Origin of the sequence: Paraburkholderia sp. UYCP14C, from assembly GCF_004197395.1 — a bacterium.
GTDB lineage: Bacteria > Pseudomonadota > Gammaproteobacteria > Burkholderiales > Burkholderiaceae > Paraburkholderia.
Genome location: NZ_SELS01000006.1, coordinates 93,364 through 118,777 on the forward strand (window position 1 = coordinate 93,364; position 25,414 = coordinate 118,777).

Here is a 25,414-nt window from a genome sequence, read left to right on the forward strand (position 1 = left end):
GAACGCAAGAACTGCCGCGATCCTTCCCCAGTGCCGCCGCTGGACGGCCTTCCGCCCCCCGGAGTCGGCCGGATGTTCTAGTTCTTGTGATCCAGCGCCGCCGGACTGGCGCTGCGCGTGCTATCCGATGCCGCCGGAATCGGCAGCGGCACCATCTGGATCGTAGGGCCTAATCCCAGCAATGCCGCGAGCGGACTTTGAGGTTGCGCGACGTCGCCGATCGTAACGCGATCGAGTTCGGCGAGAAAAGCGAGGTTCGCTGCCTGCAACGCGCCACGCAGCCGACACTGCGTCGTGATGACGCAAGGCCGCTGTTGGCCCTGCCGGTCCGGCAGACAGCCGACCAGCGCAAAATCGCTTTCGGTGACTCTCACCACGTCGCCGACGGTCAGCGACAGCGATTGGGCGCTGAGCCGCAGCCCGCCGTTGCGGCCACGCACGGTTTCGACCCAGCCGAGTTCCCCGAGTTGCTGCACGACCTTCATCAGATGGTTCTTCGAGATGCCGTAAGCTTGCGAAATGTCCTGAATCGTCGATAATCCGTCGCCCCGCACCGCGAGGTACAACAGCACGCGCAGCGCGTAATCCGTATAGTCGGTAAGTCTCATAGGTCCTGGTGTAGCGTGAAAGGCCGCGAGCAAGCGCCTTGAACGTGCCGATAACCGTGACGTCGCAAGGGTTGCCGTGAACGAGCGCCGCGCCCTAACATGACTGGCTGGCGGCGTCGTTCCTCGAGTCGCGTTGCAAATCTGTTTCGGATAGCAATAGTAGCTTTTTCCGCGTCATCCGTTTGTTAGAAATACGGGGTGTTCGAGGCTCAGTTCAACCGCCACCGGCAACCGCATTTTTCTGGAATCCGCATGAATCCGTCTTTCCCCGCCGCGCCGTCGGTCGAGCGCGCGGCCGAACCCACCGAAGCGAATATCCGCGATCTCGTCTACGGATTTTACGATCGCGTGCGCGCCGACCCGCTGCTCGGCCCGGTCTTCGACGCGAAGCTCGCGGGCCGCTGGGACGACCATCTGCCGAAGATGTGCACGTTCTGGAGCAGCCTCGTGCTCGGCGCGAAACAGTATCGCGGCAACGTGCAGCAGGCGCATCAGCCGCTCGAAGGCATCGAGCCGCAGCATTTCAGCCGCTGGCTGTATCTGTTCCTCGATACCGTCGAATCGCGCTATCAGCCGGCCGCGGCGGTCCGCTTCATGGAGCCGGCGCTGCGGATCGCGCAGAGTCTGCAACTGAGCCGTTTCGGCTGGGACTACAAGATTCCGCCGGAGCAGCAGGCACTGCTCGAGCGGGTGGCGCCGAAGCGTCGGCCGCGCGATGGCGATGCCGACGACGCTGGCGAACATGGGGCGCGGCCGGCTGGGGAGCCGTTTCCGGTGCCGATCATCGGACGCTCACGGGACGAGTGAACGTCGGTCGGCGCCGACGCCCGTGATACCAAGTCGCCGCGTGCCCTCGCAGTTCCGCGGCCCGCGGCTCGCCTACTCCGCCGTCTGATTTCCCGATTCGATGCCCCAGCGCGCGAGCGCCGCATCGTCAGTCACCCGCGCGTCGACCCAGCGCTCGCCCGTTTCGGTTTTCTCCTTCTTCCAGAACGGCGCTTCGGTCTTCAGATAGTCCATCACGAATTCGCACGACGCAAACGCGTCGCCGCGATGCGCCGCCGTCGTCGCGACGAGCACGATCTGATCGAGCGGATACAGCTTGCCGACGCGATGCACGATCAGCACCTCGATGCCCGGCCAGCGTTCGCGCGCCCGCTCGACGATCGCTTCGAGCGACTTTTCGGTCATGCCCGGATAGTGCTCGAGTTCCATCGTCTCGACCGCGCTTCCGTCGTTCAGGTCGCGCACGGTGCCGACGAAGCATGCGACCGCGCCGATCTTCGGATTGCGCGCGCGCAGCGCGGCCACCTCGGCGCTGAGGTCGAAGTCTTCGGTCTGGACGCGAACGGGCATGGACGGCTCCTGAGGGCTTCTATTGCTGGCGTGATGCGCGTAAGCGCGGCTCAGCCGCCGGTGACGGGCGGAAAGAACGCGACCTCGCAGCCCTCGGTGATGCGGGTGCTCGCGTCGGTCATCACGTGGTTGCAGGCCATGCGCAGCGCGCGGCCTTCGGCGAGCGTCTCCGCCCAGATGCCGCCGCGCACGCGCAGCCACGCGCGTACGTCGCCGACGGTCGCGATGCCGTCGGGCACCTCGACGGTTTCGTCGGACGTATCGAGCGCTTCACGCACGCTCGCAAAGTATCGGAGTTCAATCTTCATCGGAATAGCACCGGTCCACGCCACGCATGTCGCGGCTGACCGGCCTCAGTTCAGCAGTTCGGAAAACGGAATGAAGCGCACGGTTTCGCCGGCGCTGATCGCGTGGTTCGGTGGATTGTCGATCAGCCCGTCGGCCCACACGGTCGACGTCAACACGGCCGAGCTCTGGTTAGCGAACAGATCGAGCCCTCCCGCCGCGTTGACGCGCGCGCGCAGGAACTCGTTGCGGCGATCGGCCTTGCCCTGCGTGAAGTCCGCGCGCAGCGACAACGCGCGCGGCGCGACCGCCTGAGCGCCGGCCAGCCGCAGCACGAACGGACGCACGAACAGCAGGAACGTCACGAAGCTCGACACCGGATTGCCGGGCAGGCCGATGAAAAACGCTTCGGCCGGCTCGCCCCCCCTGGCAGCACCCGCACCATCCGCACCATCCACACCACTCGCGCCACGGCGCACCGCGCCGAACGCGAGCGGCTTGCCCGGCTTCATGGCGATCTGCCACATCGACAGACGCCCTTCGGCCTCGACCGCCGGCTTCACGTGATCCTCCTCGCCGACCGACACGCCGCCGCAGGTGAGAATCAGATCGTGCGCCTCGGCGGCTTCGCGCAGCGTCGCGCGGGTCGCGTCGAGTTGATCGGCGACGATGCCGTAGTCGGTCACGTCGCAGCCTAGCTTGTCGAGCAGGCCGCGCAGCGTGAAACGATTCGAGTTGTAGATCGCGCCGGGCTTCAGGGGCTCGCCGGGCATCGTCAATTCGTCGCCGGTGAAGAACACGGCGACCTTCACGCGCCGGCGCACCTCGAGCTGCGCGCATCCGACCGACGCGGCAAGCCCCAACGCCTGCGGCGTGAGTCGCGTGCCGGCCGGCAGAATCACCGAGCCCGCGCGAATGTCGGCGCCCTGAGCGGTGATCCACTCGCCCGCCTGCGGACGATGCACGATCGTCACTTCGGCGCCGGCCACCTCGGTCTGCTCCTGCATCACGACCGCGTCCGCGCCGGCGGGCACCGTCGCGCCGGTGAAGATGCGCGCCGCGCTGTTGGGCGCGAGCGGCGCCGGCGCATGGCCGGCCGGAATGCGTTGCGAGACCGGCAGGCGGCTACCGTGCGCGAGGTCGGCGATCCGGACCGCGTAGCCGTCCATCGCGCTCGTGTGCATCGGCGGCACGTCGAGCGGCGACGTGACGTCGGCGGCGAGCACGCGATTCAGCGCGTCGAGCGTCGGCAGCGTTTCGATACCGTCGATCGGGCGCGCGGCGTCGAGCAGGATCGTCAGCGCATCGGTGGTGGCGAGCAACGGGGCGCGGGGCGTGGGTGTGGACATCGGGAGTGTCGAAGCCGCAGGTTAAAAGAACATTGTAGCGGCCGATGCCATTGGCCTGGGCGGCCGGGCGTTATGGGGAGCTTTTTGTGTGTTTCGACGCATGGCCGCGGAGGGTACGGCCAGCGGTTTGCCTGGTGCGGGCGTGGGTGTCGATTAGCGTGAATCGGCACCGCATCGCGGGATGCCGCGTGAGCCGCAGACCGGCTCACGCGTCCCGGTCGCTGTTATTTGCCGGTATTCGCGACGATAAAGTCCTTCACCCGCTGCGCATCCGCGGGCACGACCTCGAAACGCTGCGGCAGCGACTCGAGCCCCGAGAACGCCGCCGGCCGCTCCGGCTCGCGCAGCAGCGCCTCGCGGATCGTCTCGCCGAACTTGATCGGCTGCGCGGTCTCGAGCACGATCATCGGAACGCCCGGCTGCAGGTGCTCGCGCGCGACCTTCACGCCGTCGGCCGTATGCGTGTCGATCATCGTGTCGTAGCGCTCGAACACGTCGCGGATCGTCTCGACGCGGGTGTCGTGGTTGCTGCTGCCCGACACGAAACCGAACTCCTTCACGCGCGCGAAATCGCCGCTGGCCGCGAGGTCGAAACCGCCCTTTTCCTCGACGTCGCGGAACAGTTGCAGCACGCGCGCCGGATCGCGGCCGAGCAGGTCGTACACGAAGCGCTCGAAGTTCGATGCCTTCGAGATGTCCATGCTCGGGCTGCTCGTGTGATACGTCTCGGCCGCCTTGCGCACGCGGTAGATGCCGGTGCGGAAGAACTCGTCGAGCACGTCGTTCTCGTTGGTCGCGACGACGAGCTTCTCGATCGGCAGACCCATCATGCGCGCGATATGACCCGCGCACACATTGCCGAAGTTGCCCGACGGCACCGTGAACGACACACGCTCGTCGTTGGACTTCGTCGCGGCAAAGTAGCCCTTGAAGTAGTAGACGACCTGCGCGACGACCCGCGCCCAGTTGATCGAATTGACCGTGCCGATCTTGTACTTCGCCTTGAACGCGTGATCGTTCGACACCGCCTTCACGATGTCCTGCGCGTCGTCGAACACGCCTTCCACCGCGAGGTTGAAGATGTTCGGGTCTTGCAGGCTGTACATCTGCGCGGTCTGGAACGCGCTCATCTTCCTGTGCGGCGACAGCATGAACACGCGGATGCCCTGCTTGCCGCGCATTGCGTATTCTGCGGCGCTGCCGGTGTCGCCCGAGGTCGCGCCGAGAATGTTCAGCGTTTCGCCATGCTTGGCCAACGCGTACTCGAACAGGTTGCCAATCAGCTGCATCGCCATGTCCTTGAACGCGAGCGTCGGCCCGTTCGACAGTTCGAGCAGCGACAGCGGCGCACCGTCTTCGACGCCGAGTGTCTTCAGCGGCGTGATCTGCGCGGCGCTTTCGTCGTCGCGCACGTTGCAGTAGGTCGCGGCCGTATAGGTCTTGCGCGTCAGCGCGCGCAGGTCTTCCGCGGGGATGTCGTCGGAGAACTTCGACAGGATCTCGAAGGCGAGGTCCGCGTACGGCAGCGTGCGCCAGCGCGTGAGTTCGTCTGCGCTGACGCGCGGATACTCGGCCGGCAGATACAGGCCGCCGTCTTTCGCAAGACCGCCGAGCAGGATGTCGGAGAAGGTATGGCGCTCGCCGGCCCCGGCGCCGCGCGTGGAGAGGTAGTTCATAGTTCGGCCTAGTTCAGCGCTTCCATGCGCAGCTTCGTGACTTGCGAGACGACGGTCTTCAGCGCCTCGATCGACTTGATCGCGGCGTTCAGCTGCTTTTCGACCGTGATGTGCGTGATCAGGATGATGTCGGTTTCGCCCTTGCCATTGGAGTCGACCTGCTCCGATTCCTTTTGCAGCAGCGCGTCGATCGAGATGCCGCTGTCGGCCAGAATGCGCGTGATGTCGGCGAGCACGCCGGTCACGTCGGCGACGCGCAGGCGCAGGTAGTAGCCGCTCGTGACTTCGTCGATCGGCAGGATCGGCGTGTTCGACAGGCTGTCCGGCTGGAAGGCCAGATGCGGCACGCGGTGCTCGGGGTCGGCCGTGTGCAGGCGCGTCACGTCGACCAGATCGGCGACCACGGCGGAAGCCGTCGGCTCCGCGCCCGCGCCCTTGCCGTAGTACAGCGTCGCGCCGACCGCGTCGCCATGCACCACGACCGCGTTCATCGCGCCTTCGACGTTCGCGAGCAGGCGCTTTTCCGGAATCAGCGTGGGATGCACGCGCAGCTCGATGCCCTTGTCGGTGCGTCGCGTGATGCCGAGCAGCTTGATGCGGTAACCGAGTTCCTCGGCGTATTTGATGTCGATCGCGGCGAGCTTGCTGATGCCTTCGACGTACGCGCGCTCGAACTGCACCGGCACGCCGAACGCGATCGCGCTCATGATCGTCGCCTTGTGCGCGGCGTCGACGCCTTCGATGTCGAAGGTCGGGTCGGCTTCCGCGTAGCCGAGCTCCTGCGCGGCCTTCAGCGCGGTCGCGAAGTCGAGCCCGCGGTCACGCATCTCCGACAGGATGTAGTTCGTCGTACCGTTGATGATGCCCGCGATGTACTGGATACGGTTGGCCGTCAGGCCTTCGCGCAGCGCCTTGATGATCGGAATGCCGCCCGCCACCGCCGCCTCGAACGCGACCATCACGCCGTTCGCGCGCGCCGCCTCGAAAATCTCCGTGCCATGCACCGCGAGCAGCGCCTTGTTGGCCGTGACCACGTGCTTGCCGTTGTTGATCGCGCGCAGCACGAGGTCGCGCGCGATGCCGGTGCCGCCGATCATTTCAGCGACGATCGCGATAGACGGATCGTCGACGACCGCGTTGAAGTCGTCGGTCAGCGCCACGCTGCCGGCTTCGCCGCCGAGCGCCGCGGTCGCCTTGGCCGGGTTGCGCACGGCAATGCGCGCAATCTCGATGCCACGGCCCGCGCGACGTTTGATTTCTTCCTGATTGCGGCGCAGTACCGTGAAGGTGCCGCTGCCTACCGTGCCGAAGCCCAGCAGTCCAACTTTGATCGGTTCCATGCAGCGTGTGTTTCTAGTAGAGGTTTGAAAAGGGTGTCGGGGTGGCACATGTGGCGCGTCTCATTTGCCACATCACGCGCCACATCGTACGCGAGGCCGGCTCAGGCTGTGTGACGCTTGCGGTAGCCATCGAGGAAGCGCGCGATCCGGTTGATCGAATCCGCGAGGTCGTCGACGTTCGGCAGGAACACGACGCGGAAGTGATCCGGCGTTTTCCAGTTGAAGCCGGTGCCCTGCACGAGCAGCACGCGCTCTTCGAGCAGCAGGTCGAGGATGAACTGCTGGTCGTTCTGGATCGGATACACCTTCGGGTCGAGGCGCGGGAACATGTACAGCGCCGCTTCCGGTTTTACGCAGCTCACGCCGGGGATCGCCGTCAGCATGTCGTAGGCGAGTTCGCGCTGTTTGTACAGCCGCCCGCCGGGCACGATCAGGTCGTTGATGCTCTGATAGCCGCCGAGCGCGGTCTGGATCGCGTACTGGCCGGGCACGTTCGGGCACAGCCGCATCGACGCGAGGATGCCGAGCCCTTCCAGATAGTCTTTCGCGAGCCGGCGGTTCTCGCCGGTCAGGCCCGAAATCGCCATCCAGCCGGCGCGATAGCCGCACGAGCGGTAGCTCTTCGACAGGCTGTTGAACGTGACGGTCAGCACGTCTTCGGACAGCGAGGCCAGCGACGTGTGCGTCTTGCCGTCGTAGACGATCTTGTCGTAGACCTCGTCGGCGAAGATCACGAGGCCGTGCTGGCGCGCGATCTCGATCAGGCCGAGCAGCAGTTCGTCCGAATACAGTGCGCCGGTCGGGTTGTTCGGGTTGATCACGACGAGCGCGCGCGTGTTCGGCGTGATTTTCGCGCGGATGTCATCGAGATCGGGCATCCAGCTATTCGACTCGTCGCAGATGTAGTGCACCGGCGTGCCGCCCGAGAGGCTCACGCCGGCGGTCCACAACGGGTAGTCGGGCGCGGGCAGCAGCACCTCGTCGCCGTCGTTGACGAGGCCCTGCAGCGCCATCACGATCAGCTCGGAGGCGCCGTTGCCGATGTAGATGTCGTCGAGCTCGACGCCGTGCACGCCCTTTTGCTGCGTGTAATGCATGATCGCCTTGCGCGCGGCGAACACGCCCTTCGAATCGGAATAGCCCGACGAGCTGGGCAGGTTCAGGATCATGTCCTGAATGATCTCGTCCGGTGCCTCGAAGCCGAACGGCGCCAGATTGCCGATGTTCAGCTTGATGATGCGGTGGCCCTCTTCTTCGAGCCGCTTCGCATGTTCGAGGACGGGCCCGCGAATGTCATAGCAGACATTCAACAATTTGTTGGATTTGAGAATCGGTTTCACGGCGGGCACTTCATCCTGGTTGATGGCTGGGGCAAACCTTGGGCAAACGGGGCCCGGCTGACGACGCCGGGCCGCTCGGATTCACCGCGACGGGGAATTCGGACGCGGCGGCACCGGCGCAGGCGGCCGTCCGCGAAATGGGGTCGAACTGTCGAGCGGCCGCGGCTTTCCGGGTTCCGGCGCGGGAAATAACGCAGCGAAAGCGGGCGATGCCAACACAGGTAGCCGGTGGGCCACGCCGGTGCGCGCAGCGCGGCTTGTGGCGGCGCTTGAGCGAGGGGCGCCGCAAGGCGGCTAAAAAGTTATAATTTAGCGGATTTTGGCCGACTTCCGCAATGCACCACCCGCATCGGCAAGCCTTTTCGGCCTTTTCGTGTGTCATACGCGTCGAACCGCGGCGTCGAACCGCGCGGCCTGTGCGACGTGCAGTCAGGCCGGCAACACGCATGACGTCTCACGACGACTTCGGAAAACCAATTTGAAATTACATCAGGATTCCAGCGGCGCGCTGAATACCGTTACCGGCTACGGCGCCGACTACGTCGAAATCAATCTGGTGCGTCACGCGGGCAGCATTCTCGTGCTGCCGGACGCGCCGGTCATTCCCTGGCCCGTCTCGTCGTTCGAGCAGTTGAGCGCCGAGCATTTCGCGATGCTGGTCGACGCCGCGCCCGAGGTGGTCGTGTTCGGCAGCGGCGAGCGGCTGCGCTTTCCGCACCCGCGCCTGACCGCCGCGCTGACCGCCAAACGCATCGGCGTCGAAACGATGGACTTCAAGGCAGCCTGTCGCACCTACAACATCCTGATGGCCGAGGGCCGCAAGGTCGCGGCCGCGTTGCTGATCGAAGCCTGAGGGTGTCCGGCTCCGGCGCATCCCACGTGGGCTCGCGCCGGGACGCCCGGCCGCCCGCCGTTCTTGCCCCCGCGCCGCGCCCGTGCGCGCGCCGTCGATAACAAAAAGGGTTGAAATTGATGAACGATACGCCGTCGAGGCTACCGCTCAACCGCACCGCGCTCCTGTTGCTGGTGCTGGTTCTCGCCGTGATCTGGTTCGTGCCGCTCGGCTGGCGCCACCTGCTGCCGAGCGACGAAGGCCGCTACGCCGAAATGGCGCGCGAAATGTTCCTGACCGGCGACTGGATCACGCCGCGCTACAACGCCTACAAGTACTTCGAGAAGCCGCCGCTGCAAACCTGGGCGAACGCGCTGACGTTCGCGTGGTTCGGCATCGGCGAATGGCAGGCGCGCCTCTACACCGCGCTGACGGGCTTCGCCGGCGTGCTGCTGATCGGTTTCACCGGCGCGCGCGTGTTCAACGCGGCGACCGGCGTGTTCGCGGCGCTCGTGCTCGCCTGCTCGCCGTACTGGAACCTGATGGGCCACTTCAACACGCTCGACATGGGCCTGTCGTTCTGGATGGCGCTCACGCTGTGCTCGCTGCTGCTCGCGCAGCGCCCCAACCTGCGGCCGTCGTGCGCTCGCGGCTGGATGTGGGTCTGCTGGGCGTCGATGGCGCTGGCGGTGCTGTCCAAGGGCCTGGTCGGGCTGATCCTGCCGGGCGCGGTGCTGGTGCTCTACACGCTGATCGCGCGCGACTGGGCGCTGTGGAAGCGACTGCATCTGGTGAGCGGTCTGATCGTCTTTTTCGCGATCGTGACGCCGTGGTTCGTACTCGTTCAGCAGCGCAATCCGGAATTCCTGAACTTCTTCTTCATCGTCCAGCAGTTCCAGCGCTATCTGACGCCCGAGCAGAATCGTCCCGGCCCGTTCTACTACTTCGTGCCGGTGCTGCTGGTGGGCTTCCTGCCGTGGCTGTCGGTGACCGTGCAAAGCGTGCGACACGCGTGGCGCCAGCCGCGCCAGCCGAACGGCTTCGCGCCGGTCACGCTGATGCTCACGTGGATCGTCTTCATTTTCCTGTTCTTCAGCGCGTCGCACTCGAAGCTGCTGTCCTACACGCTGCCGATCGCGCCGCCGATCGCGATGCTGATCGGCATGTATCTGCCGCTCGTCACGCGCGAGCAGCTCCGGCGCCATCTGGCGGGCTACGCGCTGTTTTTCGTGGTCGCCGCGTTCGCGGCGCTGTTCTTGCCGCGCTTCGGCACCGCGCGCAACCCGGCCGCGCTCTATGTCGCATTCCGCGTGTGGGTGCTGGCCGCGCTGGCCGTCGCGTTCGTCCTCACGCTGTTCGCGCTGTGGCTGAACCGCCGCGGCCAGGGTGGCGTGGGCGCCAACGCGCGGGTCGGTCTCGGCAGCCTCGCCGCGTTCGGCGCGGGCTGGGTGCTGCTCGGCACGATCGCGGGCACCGGCCACGACGTGTTCGGGCGTCTGAGCTCCGGCGCGCCGCTCGCCCCCGCGATCAAGGCGGAGCTCGCGCAGCTGCCGCCCGACACGCCGTTCTACTCGGTCGGCGTGCTCGACCACACGCTGCCGTTCTACATCGGCCACACGATGATCATGGTCGCGCACCCGGACGAGCTCGCGTTCGGCGTGTCCGTCGAGCCGCAAAAATGGGTGCCGACGGAAGACGCGTGGATCGAGCGCTGGAAAGCCGATCGCTATGCGCTCGCGCTGATCCCGCCCCCGACCTACGACCGCCTCGTCAAGCAAGGCGTGCCGATGCAGGTGATCGCGCGCGACTCGCGCCGCGTGGTGGTGATGAAGCCGCTCGCCGACGCGGCGCCGGCCGCCGCCGGCCCTGCCGACGCCGCAACGGCCGCGCCCGCTTCCGCCGCTTCGACAGTCGCCGAGACGCCGCCCGCGGCATCGGCCACGGCGGCCCCCGCCTCCGCGGCCAAGCCCTAACCCTTTCGAGAGCCAGACCGTTCGATGAACCCCATTTCCCTCTTCTGCATCCTCGCCGGCGTCTCGCTGAATGCCGGCGCGCAACTGCTGCTCAAGGCCGGCACGAATGCCGTTGGACACTTCGAATTCACCCGTGCGAACATCCTGCCCATCGGCTTCAGGCTGGCGACCCAGCCGCCGATCATCGGCGGGGTCGCCTGCTACGTGATCAGCCTGGTGGTGTGGATCGTCGGGCTCTCGCGCGTGGACGTGTCGATCGCCTATCCGATGCTGTCGCTCGGCTACGTCGTCAACGCGATCGCGGCGTGGTATCTGTTCGGCGAAGTGATGTCGGTGCAGAAGCTGGTCGGCATCGGCATCATTCTCCTCGGCGTGGTCGTGCTGACGCGCAGCTAGGCACGGCGACCCGCGCAGGAACCCGCGCGGCACACGAGCCGCCTAAGCCTGCCGTAAGGTAGGCCGCGGTAAGCTGTGCGGTTGCGTTTTTTCAGCCGCGGGCTTGGGTTTGCGCGTAGTTTGTGGTTTACTTCGCGCCCGTCGGGCTGCGCCCCTTTCAATCGAGCGATGCATTCATGAGCCAGTCACAAGTCCCGTTTTTGCCGTTTGTCAAACCCGAGATCGATGAGGAAACGATCCAGGGCGTCGCCGACGTGCTGCGTTCCGGCTGGATCACCACCGGCCCGCAGAACCAGAAGTTCGAGGCCGCGCTGTCCGAATTCTGCGGCGGCCGCCCGGTGCGCACGTTCAATTCCGGTACCGCGACGCTCGAAATCGGCCTGCGCATCGCCGGCGTCGGTCCCGGCGACGAAGTCATCACGACGCCGGCCACCTGGGTGTCGACCTGCAACGTGATCCTCGAAACCGGCGCGACGCCGGTGTTCGCCGATATCGACCCGGTCACGCGCAACATCGACCTCGATCTGCTCGAAAAAGCCATCACACCGCGCACCAAGGCGCTGATTCCCGTCTATCTGTCCGGCCTGCCGGTCGACATGGACCGTCTGTACGCGATCGCCCGCGCGCACAAGCTGCGCGTGATCGAAGACGCCGCACAGGCGTTCGGCTCCACCTGGAACGGCGAGCGCATCGGCAAGCTCGGCGACATCGTGTCGTTCAGCTTTCACGCGAACAAGAACCTGACCTCGGTCGAGGGTGGCGCGCTCGTGCTGAACAACGAAGAAGAAGCGCTGCTCGCCCAGAAGTACCGGCTGCAGGGCATTACGCGCACCGGCTTCGACGGCATGGACTGCGACGTGCTCGGCGGCAAGTACAACCTGACCGACGTCGCCGCGCGCGTCGGCCTCGGCCAGCTGCCGCATCTCGAGCGCTTCATCGCGCAGCGCAAAAAGCTCGCGCGCGCGTACTTCGCGCACCTCGAGGGCGGCGCGGCCGTGAAGCTCGGCGTGGGCCTGCCGTTCGCGGACTTCGAAAACAGCAACTGGCACATGTTCCAGATCACACTGCCGCTCGAGAAACTGTCGATCGACCGCGCCGGTTTCATGGGTGAACTGAAGGAGCGCGGCATCGGCTCGGGCGTGCACTACCCGGCGCTGCACCTGTTTTCCCTGTACCGCGCGCGCGGCTTCAAGGAAGGCATGTTCCCGCACGCGGAGCGCTTCGGCGCCACCACCGTCACGCTGCCGCTCTTCACGCTGATGAACGAAGGCGACGTCGAGCGCGTGTGCCGCGCGGTCAACGAAATTTGCGAACACTACGGAAAGTAAGCGGACATGACTTATTCGGAACATCGCGCCGTCGCACCGGAAGTGTCGATCATCGTCCCGGTGTACAACGAGGAAGCCGGACTGGCCGCGCTGTTCGCGCGCCTCTATCCGGCGCTCGACGCGCTCGGCACCGGCTATGAAGTGATCTTCATCAACGACGGCAGCCGCGACAAATCCGCGGCGCTGCTCGCCGAGCAGTTTCGCGCGCGCCCCGACACGACGCGCGTGATCCTGCTGAACGGCAACTACGGCCAGCACATGGCGATTCTCGCGGGCTTCGAGCAGTCGCGCGGCGACATCGTCATCACGCTCGACGCCGACCTGCAGAATCCGCCCGAGGAAATCGGCAAGCTCGTCGCGAAGATGCGCGAGGGCTACGACTACGTCGGCACGATCCGCCTGCAGCGCCAGGACAGCCTGTGGCGCCGCAAGGCCTCGCGCGCGATGAACCATCTGCGCGAGCGCATCACGCGCATCAAGATGACCGACCAGGGCTGCATGCTGCGCGCGTACAGCCGTCACATCATCGATACGATCAATCGCTGCGGTGAGATCAACACGTTCATCCCGGCGCTTGCGTACACGTTCGCGCAGAATCCGGTGGAAATCGAGGTCGCGCACGAAGAGCGTTTCGCCGGCGAATCGAAGTACTCGCTGTACTCGCTGATCCGCCTGAATTTCGACCTCGTCACCGGCTTCTCGGTGGTGCCGCTGCAATGGCTGTCGTTCATCGGCGTGATCCTGTCGATAGGGTCCGCGGCGCTGTTCGTCCTGCTGCTGATTCGCCGCTTCATCATCGGCGCGGAAGTTCAGGGTGTGTTCACGCTGTTCGCTATCACCTTCTTCCTGCTCGGCGTGATCATCTTCGCGCTCGGCCTGCTCGGCGAATACATCGGCCGGATCTATCAGCAGGTGCGTGCGCGGCCGCGTTATCTGGTGCAAACCATTCTCGAAGAACGCGACGGCGCGGCCGTTGCCGAAGCGCCGCGTCCGACCGTCGTGCAAGGCGCGCAGCCGGTGCCGGTCGGCGATCAGGGGCGTACGCAATGAAGCCGCGCGCCGTCGTCTTCGCGTATCACAACGTCGGCGTGCGCTGCCTGCAGGTGCTGCTCGCGCGCGGCGTCGACGTCGCCCTCGTCGTCACGCACGAAGACAACCCGAGCGAGAACATCTGGTTCGGCAGCGTGGCATCGGTGGCGGCCGAGCACGGCATCCCGGTCGTCACGCCGGCCGATCCGAAGAGTCCGGAACTGCGCGCCGCGGTGAGCGCCGCGCGGCCGGACTTCATCTTCTCGTTCTATTACCGCCACATGTTGCCGCTCGAGCTGCTCGCGATGGCCGCACGGGGCGCTTACAACATGCACGGCTCGCTGCTGCCGAAGTATCGCGGTCGCGTGCCGACCAACTGGGCGGTGCTCAACGGCGAAAGCGAAACCGGCGCGACGCTGCACGAAATGGCGGCCAAGCCAGACGCGGGCGCGATCATTGCGCAAACCCCGGTGCCGATCCTGCCCGACGACACCGCCGCGCAGGTCTTCGACAAGGTCACGGTCGCCGCCGAGCAGACGCTGTGGCGCGTGCTGCCGGCGCTGCTCGCGGGCGAGGCGCCGCATCTGCCGAACGATCTCGCGCACGGCAGCTACTACGGCGGGCGCAAGCCTGAAGACGGCCGCATCGACTGGAGCCAGTCCGCGCAGCAGGTCTACAACCTGATCCGCGCGGTCGCGCCGCCGTATCCGGGCGCTTTCGCCGATCTGAACGGCCACCGTTTCATCGTCGCGCGCGCGCGGCTCGCCGCGCCCGGCGCGCTCCGCTCGGATTTGCCCCCGGGCCTGCACGTAAGCGATAATGCCGTTTTCGCGATCTGCGGCGACGGCCGCGCGATCAACATCCACGAATTGCGGCACCAGCACGACGGCGGCGAGACTGCCGTCAGTCCGGCGGAACTCGCCCAGCTCATCCAATCTCATTCATGAAAAAAGTCCTGATTCTGGGTGTGAATGGCTTCATCGGCCATCACCTGTCCAAACGCATTCTCGAAACGACCGACTGGGAAGTGTTCGGGATGGACATGCAGACCGAACGTCTCGGCGACCTCGTCAATCATGAGCGGATGCACTTCTTCGAAGGCGACATCACGATCAACAAGGAGTGGGTCGAATATCACATCAAGAAGTGCGATGTGATTCTGCCGCTCGTCGCGATCGCCACGCCCGCAACGTATGTGAAGCAGCCGCTGCGCGTGTTCGAACTCGACTTCGAAGCGAACCTGCCGATCGTGCGTTCGGCCGTCAAGTACGGCAAGCATCTGGTGTTTCCGTCGACCTCCGAGGTCTACGGCATGTGCACGGACGAGCAGTTCGATCCGGAAGAATCGCAGCTGTCGTACGGCCCGATCAACAAGCCGCGCTGGATCTACGCATGCTCGAAGCAGCTGATGGACCGCGTGATCTGGGGCTACGGCATGGAAGGCCTGAACTTCACGCTGTTCCGTCCGTTCAACTGGATCGGCCCGGGCCTCGACTCGATCTACACGCCGAAGGAAGGTAGCTCGCGCGTGGTCACGCAGTTCCTCGGCCATATCGTGCGCGGCGAGAACATCAGCCTCGTCGACGGCGGCGCGCAGAAGCGCGCGTTCACGGATATCGACGACGGCATCGGCGCGCTGATGAAGATCATCGAGAACAAGAACGGCGTCGCCACCGGCAAGATCTACAACATCGGCAACCCGACCAACAACTTCTCGGTGCGTGAGCTCGCGCACAAGATGCTGGCACTCGCGGCCGAATACCCCGAATACGCGGACTCGGCCAAGCAGGTGCAACTGGTCGAAACGTCGTCGGGCGCCTACTACGGCAACGGCTATCAGGACGTGCAGAACCGCGTGCCGAAGATCGACAACACGATGCAGGAACTCGGCTGGGCCCCCAGGTCGACTTTCGACGAAGCGCTGCGCAAGATTTTCGAGGCGTATCGCGGCCACGTCGCGGAAGCCCGCGCACTCGTCGAACAGCAATAAGGGCGCGTCCTTGGCTCGCATCGTCCTGAAGATCGACGTCGACACGCTGCGCGGCACCCGCGAAGGCGTGCCGAATCTCGCGCGCATCTTCGATCGCTTCAAGGCGCGCGCCACCTTCCTGTTCAGCCTCGGGCCCGACCACACCGGTTGGGCGATGCGCCGCGTGCTGCGGCCGGGCTTTCTGAAGAAGGTGTCGCGCACGTCGGTGGTCGAGCATTACGGCGTGAAGCAACTGATGTACGGCGTGCTGCTGCCCGGTCCGGACATCGGCGCGAAGGCCGCGGCCGAGATGCGCGCGATCCACGAAGCCGGCTTCGAGTGCGGCATCCATACGTGGGATCACGTGTACTGGCAGGACAACGTGCGGGCCAAAGATCGCGCATGGACCGTCGCGCAGATGCAGCAGAGCCACGCGCGCTTCATCGAGGTATTCGGCGCGCCGCCCGTCACGCACGGCGCGGCGGGCTGGCAGATGAACGGGCACGCGTTCCAGCAGATCGACGCGTGGGGCATGCGCTACGCGTCCGACGGCCGCGGCCACTCGCCTTATCTGCCGGTGGTCGACGGCAAGACGCTGACGCACGTGCAGATGCCGACCACGCTGCCGACGCTCGACGAAGTACTGGGCGTCGACGGTGTCGACACGCACAACGTCGCCGCCTGGATGCTGAAGCAAACCGAAAAAAATCCGCACGACCAGGTGTTCACGCTGCACGCGGAACTCGAAGGACAGAAACTCGCGCCGGTATTCGAACAATTGCTCGAAGGCTGGCGCGCGCAAGGCCACACGTTCGCGACGATGGGCGATTACTACGCCACGCTAGACCGCGACACGCTGCCATCGTACCCTGTAACGTGGGGTGAGATTCCGGGGCGCTCCGGCGAACTGATCGTCCAGCCCTGAAGGGCTGCGGCGCGGTGTTGGCGAGCACGCGGCTTGCTGTCTGCCTGCCGCCCCCGCGGCGCGACAACCGCCAGGCCGCGCGCCGTTCGTGGCCCCGAACAACAACAACCTCGACGACAGACCGGCCGACGCCGCGGCACCTAGCGACGCCGGCCCCACCCAACCGGAGAACCTCGTGTCCATCGCAGTCGACCAACCCATCCCCGACTTCACCGCCGCCGCGACGGGCGGCGAGATCACGCTGTCAAAGCTGCGGGGCAAGAAGGTGGTGCTGTATTTCTATCCGAAGGACAACACGCCGGGCTGCACGACCGAAGGGCTGCAGTTCCGCGATCTTTATCCGAAGTTCAAAAAGGCAGGCGCGGAGGTGATCGGCGTGTCGCGCGACAGCCTGCGTTCGCATGACAACTTCAAGGCCAAGCTCGAACTGCCCTTCCCGCTGATTTCCGATCCGGAAGAAGCGCTGTGCGCCCTCTTCGCCGTCATCAAAATGAAGAAAATGTATGGCAAAGAGGTGCGGGGAATCGAGCGCTCCACGTTCCTCATCGACGCCGATGGGGTGCTGCGCCAGGAGTGGCGCGGCGTGAAAGTGCCAGGTCACGTCGACGACATTCTGGAGGCTGTACAAGCGCTTTGATGCGCGTTATATTGGGCCGCAATGAGTGCCTGTCCACCCCACATTTTTCTCCGCTGCGCCAGCCCTGACGGCCGCTTGACCGGATTCACCGGTGCCGTTCGGAGCGTGAGGCGCAATGAGAGCATCATCGTCGAGCCGCTTGCCCCGAATGCCGGGGCGGCGGCTTTTTTAATTGCGCGCGACCGCTCGTTCACTGGTTCGCGCGTTTCCGTCAAGGAGCCTATCGAAGACCAGGCGAACCGGCATCTCTAGACCGAATGCGCGCCTCCTCGCGCAAACTGGGCGTCCCATCAGGACATCGTCAGAATGCGACAGGCGGCGCACGATATGTGACCCGATCATTTCGAGGGAAACCATGCCTTTGCCTACTCCCCCCAGCAAGCTCGGCAATCTTTTGTCGCCTGACGAATACAAGGCCAAAGCCGTCACGCCCGCGCGCTCCACCGCGAAAAAACAGGCGCGTGAAGGGGAATCCGCAGAGTCGGCCGATTACGGCCGCGCCAATGTCGCCACACCGATGGCGCACGCCGCCAACGCCGCCACTACGCTGCGGCCCGTGCCCGCCGTCGAGTCGCCCGCCACAGCGCAACCCGCGCCGGCGCGCGGCCGCAAGACCAAACAGACCGCCGCGCTGCTGCAGCCGGTTCCGTCCGCGCGCCCGTCGCTCGAAGCCGATGAGGCCGAAGCGCAGCCGGTCGTCGCACGCACGCCTGCCGCGAAGAAGCCCTCGGCCGAAACCGCTGCGGCGCCCGCCGCGGCAGCCCCGGCCACCACGCGCAAGAAACGCGGCACGAGCGCGACGCCGGCCGAGGTGCAGAAGCTGTTCGTGCTCGACACCAACGTGCTGATGCACGATCCAAGCTGCCTGTTCCGCTTCGAGGAGCACGACGTCTATCTGCCGATGATGACGTTGGAAGAGCTCGACAACCACAAGAAGGGGATGTCGGAAGTCGCGCGTAACGCGCGTCAGGTGAGCCGCACGCTCGACGCGCTCGTCGCGAACGCGGGTGACATAACCGACGGCATTTCGCTCGCGCGTCTGGGCAGCCGTGAGGCGTCCGGACGGCTGTTCTTCCAGACCAAGTTGACCGCGATCGAGCCGGTCGAAGGTCTGCCCGAAGGCAAGGCCGACAACCAGATCCTCGGCGTCGTGCGCGCGTTGCAGCGCGATCGCGCGGATCGCCAGGTCGTGCTGGTGTCGAAAGACATCAACATGCGCATCAAGGCGCATGCGCTCGGCCTGCCCGCCGAAGACTACTTCAACGACCAGGTGCTCGAGGACAGCGACCTGCTGTACACGGGCGTGCGGATGCTGCCGCAGGACTTCTGGACCCGGCACGCGAAGGGCATGGAAAGCTGGCAGGACACGAAAACCGGCACCACGTACTACCGGGTGACGGGTCCGCTGTGCGCGTCGATGCTGGTCAACGAGTTCGTTTATCTGGAGCCGCAGAACGGCGAGCCCGCGTTCCATGCGCTGGTGCGCGAGCTGAACGGCAAGACCGCGCTGCTGCAAACGCTGCGTGACTACGGCCACCACAAGAACAACGTGTGGGGCATAACGGCGCGCAATCGCGAGCAGAACTTCGCGCTGAACCTGCTGATGAATCCGGAAATCGACTTCGTCACGCTGCTCGGCCAGGCCGGCACCGGCAAGACGCTGGTCGCGCTTGCGGCGGGCCTCGCGCAGGTGCTCGACGACAAGCGCTACAACGAGATCATCGTGACGCGCGCGACGGTGCCGGTCGGCGAAGACATCGGCTTCCTGCCGGGCACTGAAGAGGAAAAGATGCAGCCGTGGATGGGGGCGTTCGACGACAACCTCGAAGTGCTGCAGAAAACCGACGACGCCGCCGGCGAATGGGGCCGCGCCGCGACCCAGGAGCTGATCCGCTCGCGCCTGAAGATCAAGAGCATGAACTTCATGCGCGGTCGCACGTTCGTCGACAAGTATCTGATCATCGACGAGGCGCAAAACCTGACGCCGAAGCAGATGAAGACACTTGTCACGCGCGCGGGTCCGGGCACGAAAATCATCTGCCTGGGCAACATCGCGCAGATCGACACGCCTTACCTGACCGAGGGCAGCTCGGGCCTGACCTATGTGGTCGATCGCTTCAAGGGCTGGGCGCATAGCGGACATGTGACGCTCGCGCGCGGCGAGCGCTCGCGCCTCGCTGACTACGCGTCGGAGATTCTCTAGGCGTTCGCCGGTTTTTCCGGCTGTTCCATCGCAAGCCGCGTCCGGTTCGTTCCGGACGCGGCTTTTTTATCGCCCCTGCGTTCCACGCCGGCAACACTTAGCGCGCAATCTTCAAGTAATTTATCAACAATTCTTGCGGCAGCCTTGTTGGGCGGCTACCATCCCGACATCGTCAGTGAGTAAATGGGCGCTTACCGCCCGTGCCGTCTTCATGCGCCGACTCGCCCTATCGCTGCTGCCCGTCCTGCTGCTCGCCGCCTGCGCCGGCGCGCCGCAGAAGAGCTCGCGCGGCGGCGGTGGCATCGTCGTCGCGAACGGCGCGTATCACGCGCCGCCGCCCGGTTTCCCCCACTTCGTCGATCACAGCATCGGCCGCGAGGAAATCTCGATCCAGGCGATGAGCCTCGTCGGCGTGCCCTACCGCTGGGGCGGCAATACGCCCGACAGCGGCTTCGATTGCAGCGGGCTCGTGCGGTACGTCGTGCTGCGCGCGGCGTCGGTGAACCTGCCGCGCACGACGGCCGAGATGAGCGGGCGCGGCGAGTCGGTCGAACCGGACGAAATCGCGCCCGGCGATCTGATCTTTTTCAACACCACCGGGCGCGCGCATTCGCACGTCGGCATCTATGTGGGCAAGCTGCGCTTCGTCAACGCGCCGTCGACGGGCGGCACCGTGCGACTCGACTATCTGACCAATCCCTACTGGGCGAAGCGCTTCGACGGCATCCGCCGGATGGCGGGACCGGCGGCGACGCCGGCGCCGTTCGATACACCGAGTTATCAGGCGGCGGCGCCGCAGACCGAGCGCGGTGCTGCGGTGGCAGCGACGGCGACGGGCGCGGCAACCACCGTAGCGGTTCCGACCGCGTCGACCTATGCAGGCACGACGGCGATGTCGAGCGCGCCGTCGATTGCACCGGCCCGCCCGGTCGCGAGCACGACTCCGGCGGGCAGTGCAGGCGGCGGCACGCCCGTTGCGCAAGCCGATCAATTCGAGCCGCCGCCGGCGGGCCTGAGCGCCGCGCAACTGCAGGCGCGCTCGGCAGGCGCCGTGACAGCGGCGGTCGTGCCGGCGACTCAGGCAAGCACATATGACAGCGGCGCTACCTCACCCGCTCAACCAATGCAGTCCGCGACGACCGGCCGCTCCCTCCCGCAAACTGCACCCGACCCAATCGACGCCGCCGCCGATGCATTCGAACCGCCGCCGCCCGCTTCCATCGCGGAACGCCAGGCGCGGCAGATGCAGCAGACCGAAGGCACTGGCGCCGTGCAGGTCATGCGTGCGTCGACGGCCTCCCACGGCGTGCCCGCACCGACGCAAAGCAGCGACGACCCGATCGCCCGTTTCGCGAACGGCAACTTCTGACGCCGTGATCTGCTATCGTCATCGATATTCTTTCGACGGCGGGTAACGACCATGGAACTCGGGCTCAAAAGTAAGGTGGTGCTCATCACCGGCGGCAGCAAAGGCATCGGCTTCGCCTGCGCGCGCGCCTTCGCACAGGAAGGCGCGAAGGTGGCGATCGTGTCGCGCGACCCCGCCAACCTGGCGCGCGCCTACGAACAGCTGAAACAGGAAGGTTTGCACGTGCACCGCACGCGCGCCGATCTGCACGAGCCGCACAGCGCCGCCGATATCGTCGAGGAAGTCAGCACCGCGGTGGGCCCGATCGACGTGCTGATCAATAGCGCCGGCGCCGCGCGCAGGTACGACCCCGAGACGCTCGACGCCGACGCATTCCGCGCGACGATGGAAGCGAAGTATTTCCCGTATATCTATCCACAGCAGGAGGTGCTGCGCCGGATGGCCGAGCGCGCGAAAGCCAACGGCGGTGCCGAGCCGGGCACGATCGTCAATATCATCGGCATGGGCGGAAAGGTGGCGAGCGACATCCATATCGCGGGCGGCGCGGCGAACGCGGCGCTGATGCTCGCGACCGTCGGCCTGGCGCATTACTACGCGCGCTACGGCATCCGCATCAACGCGATCAATCCGGGCGCGACGCTGACCGAGCGGGTCGAGGAAGCGGTCCGGCTGGAGGCCGCGCAGCAAGGCATCGGTAATGAGGAAGCGCTCGCGCGCGGCCAGGCCAAGACGCCGCTCGGCCGCTATGCGAAGCCGGAGGAAGTCGCCGACGTGGCGCTGTTCCTCGCAAGCCGGCGCGCGAGCTATGTGACGGGCGCGATCATCCCGATGGACGGCGCAAACGCACCGCTGATCTGAACGGATCGCGCGACGCGACAGCCTGCGGGACCGCGCAATCGCGCCTTTGAGGTCGAACGACCTGGGGAGAAACCGGAGCGATGCAACGGGCGGCATGAAGCCGAAGCCCGCGCATGCCATTCAGCCGGATTCAGCTCAATGCGGCAGCGCAGGCCTGCATCGCACGGTGATTACAGAAAGTGGTGACCTAGCCACCAGGCCCCGCCTGACAGCACCGCGGAAGCCGGAATGGTCAGAATCCACGCCCAGACGATATTGCCGGCCACACCCCAGCGCACCGCGCTCAACTTCTGCGTCGCGCCGACCCCGACGATCGCGCCGGTAATCGTATGCGTGGTAGACACCGGGATGCCGAGCGCCGAGGCGGTAAATAGCGTGATCGCTCCGCCCGCCTCCGCGCAGAAGCCACCAACCGGCTTCAACTTCGTGATCTTCTGACCCATCGTGCGCACGATGCGCCAGCCGCCGAACAGCGTGCCGAGGCCCATCGACAGATAGCAGCCGCCGATCACCCACAGCGGCGGCGCATCCGCTTTCATCGATGCGAAGCCGGTTGCGATCAGCAGCATCCAGATGATACCGATGGTCTTCTGCGCGTCGTTGCCGCCGTGACCGAGACTGTACAGTCCGGCGGAGAGCAATTGCAGACGGCGGAAGCGCCGGTCGACCTTGCTAGGCGGCGTGCGGAAGTACAGCCACGACACCAGCAGCATGAAAAACGAGCCGAGTACGAAGCCGAGCAGCGGCGAAATGAAGATGAACGCGATGGTCTTCATCAGGCCATCCCAGTTCAGGGACCCCCAGCCCGACTTGGCGAGCGCCGCACCCACGAGTCCGCCGATCAGCGCGTGCGACGAGCTCGACGGAATGCCGTAGACCCAGGTAATCACGTTCCACGCGATCGCGCCGACCAGCGCGCCGAAGATCACGTAGTGGTCGACGATGTCGGGATCGATCGTGCCCTTGCCGACGGTCGCGGCCACCTTCAGGTGGAACACGAAATACGCGATGACGTTGAACGCCGCCGCGAACGCCACCGCCTGCTGCGGCTTCAACACGCCGGTCGACACGACCGTGGCGATCGAGTTCGCCGCGTCGTGAAAGCCGTTCATGAAGTCGAACACGAGCGCAATGGCAACCAGGCCGGTGACGACCCAGATAGCGAGTTGTATCGATTGCATTATGCGTTTTCCAGCACGATGCCTTCGATGATGTTCGCCACATCCTCACACTTGTCCGTGATCGTTTCGAGCAGCTCGTAGATCGCCTTCAGCTTGATCAGGGTCTTGACGTCGTCTTCCTCGCGGAACAGCTTCGACATCGCCGCGCGCAGCACACGGTCGGCTTCCGATTCGAGCCGGTCGATTTCCTCGCAGGCCTTCAGGATCTGACTCGCCTGCTTCATGTCCGACAGCAGGCTGACCGCGAACTGCACGCGCTCGCAGGTCGCCGTGCAGATATGCGCGAGCTGGCTCGCCTCCGACGTGACCGCTTGCACGTCGTACAGCGAGATCGCGGTGGCGACGTCCTCCATCAGGTCGAGGATGTCGTCCATCGTCGTGATCAGCTTGTGGATCTCGTCACGGTCGAGCGGCGTGATGAAAGTCTTGTGCAGCAGGTCGATGGTTTCGTGCGTGAGCTTGTCGGCCGCTTTCTCGGCCTTTTGCACGTTTTGTTTATGGCTTTCGGCGTCCTGCAGATTGTCGATCAGGAGCTCGAGTTCGCGGCTGGCCGACATGATGCACGTTGCGTGCGCATTGAAGATTTCAAAGAACTTGCCCTCAGTGGGCATGAATCGACCGAACATTGGGATCCTGGAAATGGGTCACGTAATGGCTGACATAAAACCGCCATATTGTACCGTTCCGGGTTCATTGCCGCACTCGTGACAGCGCCGTTACAACAGCCTGCGGCGCTTGCCGTCACTCGCCGCCGTAGAAGTTCTGCGCGCCCGCAAAATTGTCAAACTTCGTGTATTGACCGTGGAACGTGAGTCGAACAGGACCGATCGGACCATTCCGCTGCTTACCGATGATGATCTCTGCGGTGCCCTTGTCGGGGCTGTCCGGGTTGTACACTTCGTCGCGGTAGATGAACAGGATCACGTCGGCATCTTGCTCGATAGCGCCCGACTCGCGCAGGTCCGACATGATCGGCCGCTTGTTCGGCCGCTGCTCGAGGCCACGGTTCAGCTGCGACAACGCGATCACCGGTACGTCGAGCTCCTTCGCGAGGCTCTTCAGCGAACGCGAGATTTCCGAGATTTCGGTCGCGCGGTTTTCACCCGACGACGAGCCGCTCATCAGCTGAAGGTAGTCGATGATGATCAGCCCGAGCTTGCCGCACTGGCGCGACAGCCGGCGCGCGCGCGAGCGCAGTTCCATCGGGTTCAGACCGCCCGTTTCGTCGATGAAGATCTGCGCCTCGCTCATTTTCTGCACCGCGTGCGTGAGCTTCGGCCAATCCTCGTCGGTCAGGCGCCCGGTTCGCATGCGATGCTGATCGAGCCGGCCGACCGAGCCGAGCATACGCATCGTGAGCTGGGTGCCCGGCATTTCCATCGAGAACACCGCGACCGGCAGCCCATACTCGACCGCGACGTATTCGCCGATGTTCATCGAAAACGCCGTCTTACCCATCGACGGACGGCCCGCGACGATAATCAGCTCGCCGCCATGCATGCCCGAGGTCATGCGGTCCAGATCGACGAAGCCGGTCGGCGTGCCGGTCACGTCGCTCGGATTGGCGGTGTGGTAGAGCGTGTCGATCCGCTCGACCACTTCGGTCAGCAACGGCCCGATCTCGAGGAAGCCCTGGGTGCCGCGCGCGCCGTCTTCGGCGATCGAGAACACCTTCGATTCCGCTTCGTCCAGCAATTGCCGGACTTCCTTGCCTTGCGGGTTGAACGCGTCGGCGGAGATTTCATCGGCGACCGACACGAGCCGGCGCAGCACCGCACGGTCGCGCACGATTTCGGCGTAGCGGCGGATATTGGCCGCGCTCGGCGTGTTCTGCGCGAGCGCATTCAGGTAAGCGAGGCCGCCCACCTCTTCCGCCTTGCCCGAAGTGCCGAGCGCCTCATAGACGGTGACCACGTCGGCCGGTCGCGTGGCCGCGATCAGCTTGCCGATGTGCTCGAAGATGATGCGGTGGTCGTAGCGGTAGAAGTCGCTTTGCGCGAGGAAGTCGGCGATGCGGTCCCATGCCGCGTTGTCGAGCAACAGGCCGCCCAGCACCGATTGCTCGGCTTCGATCGAATGCGGGGGGACTTTCAGCGACTCGAGTTGGGGATCTTTGGACGGTGCGTTCATGGGGTGGAATTATCGGGCAATCCGGCGACGGCTGCGAGCGGAAAAAACGCCAACTCGGGCGTACACGATAGACGGTCGGGCACAAAAAAAGCAGGGGCCGGTTACCCGGCCCCTGCCCTTCACCAGCGCAATGCTGGCTGATCCTGCGTGATGCTCAGCGGTCGACTTAGACGTGCTCGCCGATCACTGCCACCGTCACATCGACGAGAACGTCGGTGTGCAGCGAAATCTGAACCGGGTGCTCGCCAACCATCTTCAGCGGGCCTTCCGGCAGACGCACTTGCGACTTTTCGACTGCGAAGCCTTGCTTGCCCAGTGCTTCGGCGATGTCGGCGTTCGTCACCGAGCCGAACAGACGACCGTCGACACCAGCCTTCTGGTTGATCTGAACGGTTTGGCCTGCGAGCTTTTCGCCTTGTGCCTGAGCGGCGGCCAGCTTTTCAGCGGCGACCTTTTCGAGTTCTGCGCGGCGCACTTCGAATTCAGCCAGGGCTTCCTTCGTTGCACGGCGAGCTTGCTTGTTCGGGATCAGGAAGTTACGTGCGTAACCGTCCTTGACCTTCACGATGTCGCCCAGGTTACCCAGATTGACGACCTTTTCCAGAAGAATGATTTGCATTCGGATACTCC

At 65.2% G+C, this 25,414-nt stretch carries 24 protein-coding genes; 13 read left to right on the plus strand and 11 right to left on the minus strand.

Features of this window, described 5'->3' with window-relative positions; translation table 11 throughout:
• Positions 1-77 precede the first annotated feature (77 nt).
• Positions 78-608: an Rrf2 family transcriptional regulator gene (locus tag EVC45_RS07425; RefSeq protein WP_129957370.1), complete on the minus strand. Its 531-nt coding sequence runs from the start codon at positions 606-608 to the stop codon at positions 78-80.
• Between the two features lie 252 nt (positions 609-860).
• Between EVC45_RS07425 and EVC45_RS07430 the strand changes: the two genes are divergently transcribed.
• Positions 861-1,415 (plus strand): group III truncated hemoglobin, encoded by a 555-nt coding sequence (locus tag EVC45_RS07430; protein WP_129957371.1) that lies wholly within the window; start codon positions 861-863, stop codon positions 1,413-1,415.
• 72 nt (positions 1,416-1,487) lie between these two features.
• Here the strand turns inward: EVC45_RS07430 and moaE are convergent, their stop codons facing one another.
• From moaE to EVC45_RS07460, 6 genes are all read right to left on the minus strand, one after another.
• The gene (gene moaE, locus EVC45_RS07435) at positions 1,488-1,964 is read right to left on the minus strand and encodes a molybdopterin synthase catalytic subunit MoaE (protein ID WP_129957372.1); all 477 of its coding nucleotides are present in this window, start codon (positions 1,962-1,964) and stop codon (positions 1,488-1,490) included.
• 50 nt (positions 1,965-2,014) lie between these two features.
• Positions 2,015-2,272, minus strand: coding sequence for a molybdopterin converting factor subunit 1 (gene moaD, locus EVC45_RS07440; RefSeq protein WP_027197565.1), 258 nt, complete (start codon positions 2,270-2,272; stop codon positions 2,015-2,017).
• A 45-nt stretch (positions 2,273-2,317) separates the two neighbouring features.
• Complete coding sequence (glp, locus tag EVC45_RS07445) at positions 2,318-3,598, minus strand: gephyrin-like molybdotransferase Glp (RefSeq protein WP_211193385.1); 1,281 nt, start codon at positions 3,596-3,598, stop codon at positions 2,318-2,320.
• Positions 3,599-3,822: 224 nt separating this feature from the next.
• Positions 3,823-5,274, minus strand: coding sequence for a threonine synthase (thrC, locus tag EVC45_RS07450; RefSeq protein ID WP_129957373.1), 1,452 nt, complete (start codon positions 5,272-5,274; stop codon positions 3,823-3,825).
• An 8-nt stretch (positions 5,275-5,282) separates the two neighbouring features.
• Positions 5,283-6,614, minus strand: a complete 1,332-nt coding sequence (locus tag EVC45_RS07455; protein ID WP_129957374.1) for a homoserine dehydrogenase — start codon at positions 6,612-6,614, stop codon at positions 5,283-5,285.
• Between the two features lie 101 nt (positions 6,615-6,715).
• Positions 6,716-7,963, minus strand: a complete 1,248-nt coding sequence (locus tag EVC45_RS07460) for a pyridoxal phosphate-dependent aminotransferase (protein ID WP_129957375.1) — start codon at positions 7,961-7,963, stop codon at positions 6,716-6,718.
• A 469-nt stretch (positions 7,964-8,432) separates the two neighbouring features.
• On the opposite strand from EVC45_RS07460, the gene EVC45_RS07465 reads away from it, so the two are divergent.
• The 12 genes from EVC45_RS07465 (at position 8,433) to EVC45_RS07520 (ending at position 21,473) form a co-directional block, all read left to right on the plus strand.
• A complete protein-coding gene (locus tag EVC45_RS07465) occupies positions 8,433-8,807 on the plus strand; it encodes an Mth938-like domain-containing protein (protein ID WP_090804589.1) in 375 nt (124 codons plus the stop codon).
• Between the two features lie 119 nt (positions 8,808-8,926).
• On the plus strand, positions 8,927-10,759 hold the full coding sequence (locus tag EVC45_RS07470) for a glycosyltransferase family 39 protein (protein ID WP_129957376.1): 1,833 nt from the start codon (positions 8,927-8,929) through the stop codon (positions 10,757-10,759).
• A 24-nt stretch (positions 10,760-10,783) separates the two neighbouring features.
• Entirely contained in the window at positions 10,784-11,155 is a 372-nt protein-coding gene (locus tag EVC45_RS07475) for an SMR family transporter (protein WP_129957377.1), read from the plus strand.
• A 176-nt stretch (positions 11,156-11,331) separates the two neighbouring features.
• The gene (locus EVC45_RS07480) at positions 11,332-12,483 is read left to right on the plus strand and encodes a DegT/DnrJ/EryC1/StrS aminotransferase family protein (RefSeq protein ID WP_129957378.1); all 1,152 of its coding nucleotides are present in this window, start codon (positions 11,332-11,334) and stop codon (positions 12,481-12,483) included.
• A gap of 6 nt (positions 12,484-12,489) precedes the next feature.
• Positions 12,490-13,533, plus strand: a complete 1,044-nt coding sequence (locus tag EVC45_RS07485; protein ID WP_129957379.1) for a glycosyltransferase — start codon at positions 12,490-12,492, stop codon at positions 13,531-13,533.
• The gene (locus EVC45_RS07490; protein ID WP_129957380.1) at positions 13,530-14,459 is read left to right on the plus strand and encodes a formyltransferase; all 930 of its coding nucleotides are present in this window, start codon (positions 13,530-13,532) and stop codon (positions 14,457-14,459) included. The genes EVC45_RS07485 and EVC45_RS07490 overlap by 4 nt, the downstream gene beginning before the upstream one ends.
• Positions 14,456-15,502 (plus strand): bifunctional UDP-4-keto-pentose/UDP-xylose synthase, encoded by a 1,047-nt coding sequence (locus tag EVC45_RS07495; protein WP_129957381.1) that lies wholly within the window; start codon positions 14,456-14,458, stop codon positions 15,500-15,502. The genes EVC45_RS07490 and EVC45_RS07495 overlap by 4 nt, the downstream gene beginning before the upstream one ends.
• Before the next feature lie 10 nt (positions 15,503-15,512).
• Complete coding sequence (locus tag EVC45_RS07500; RefSeq protein ID WP_129957382.1) at positions 15,513-16,406, plus strand: polysaccharide deacetylase family protein; 894 nt, start codon at positions 15,513-15,515, stop codon at positions 16,404-16,406.
• A 175-nt stretch (positions 16,407-16,581) separates the two neighbouring features.
• Entirely contained in the window at positions 16,582-17,043 is a 462-nt protein-coding gene (locus tag EVC45_RS07505) for a peroxiredoxin (protein ID WP_129957524.1), read from the plus strand.
• Positions 17,044-17,398: 355 nt separating this feature from the next.
• Positions 17,399-19,246 carry a PhoH family protein gene (locus EVC45_RS07510; protein WP_129957383.1) on the plus strand — a complete coding sequence of 616 codons (1,848 nt, stop codon included), beginning with the start codon at positions 17,399-17,401 and terminating at the stop codon, positions 19,244-19,246.
• A gap of 211 nt (positions 19,247-19,457) precedes the next feature.
• Positions 19,458-20,615, plus strand: a complete 1,158-nt coding sequence (locus tag EVC45_RS07515; RefSeq protein WP_129957384.1) for a C40 family peptidase — start codon at positions 19,458-19,460, stop codon at positions 20,613-20,615.
• Positions 20,616-20,666: 51 nt separating this feature from the next.
• Entirely contained in the window at positions 20,667-21,473 is an 807-nt protein-coding gene (locus EVC45_RS07520; RefSeq protein ID WP_129957385.1) for an SDR family oxidoreductase, read from the plus strand.
• A 170-nt stretch (positions 21,474-21,643) separates the two neighbouring features.
• Here EVC45_RS07520 and EVC45_RS07525 read toward each other — a convergent pair whose 3' ends face one another.
• From EVC45_RS07525 to rplI, 4 genes are all read right to left on the minus strand, one after another.
• Complete coding sequence (locus tag EVC45_RS07525) at positions 21,644-22,654, minus strand: inorganic phosphate transporter (protein WP_129957386.1); 1,011 nt, start codon at positions 22,652-22,654, stop codon at positions 21,644-21,646.
• Positions 22,654-23,280 carry a DUF47 domain-containing protein gene (locus EVC45_RS07530; RefSeq protein WP_129957387.1) on the minus strand — a complete coding sequence of 209 codons (627 nt, stop codon included), beginning with the start codon at positions 23,278-23,280 and terminating at the stop codon, positions 22,654-22,656. Before EVC45_RS07530 ends, EVC45_RS07525 begins: the two co-directional genes overlap by 1 nt.
• A 115-nt stretch (positions 23,281-23,395) precedes the next feature.
• The gene (locus EVC45_RS07535) at positions 23,396-24,784 is read right to left on the minus strand and encodes a replicative DNA helicase (protein ID WP_013089314.1); all 1,389 of its coding nucleotides are present in this window, start codon (positions 24,782-24,784) and stop codon (positions 23,396-23,398) included.
• 166 nt (positions 24,785-24,950) lie between these two features.
• The gene (rplI, locus tag EVC45_RS07540; protein WP_129957388.1) at positions 24,951-25,403 is read right to left on the minus strand and encodes a 50S ribosomal protein L9; all 453 of its coding nucleotides are present in this window, start codon (positions 25,401-25,403) and stop codon (positions 24,951-24,953) included.
• Positions 25,404-25,414 lie beyond the last annotated feature (11 nt).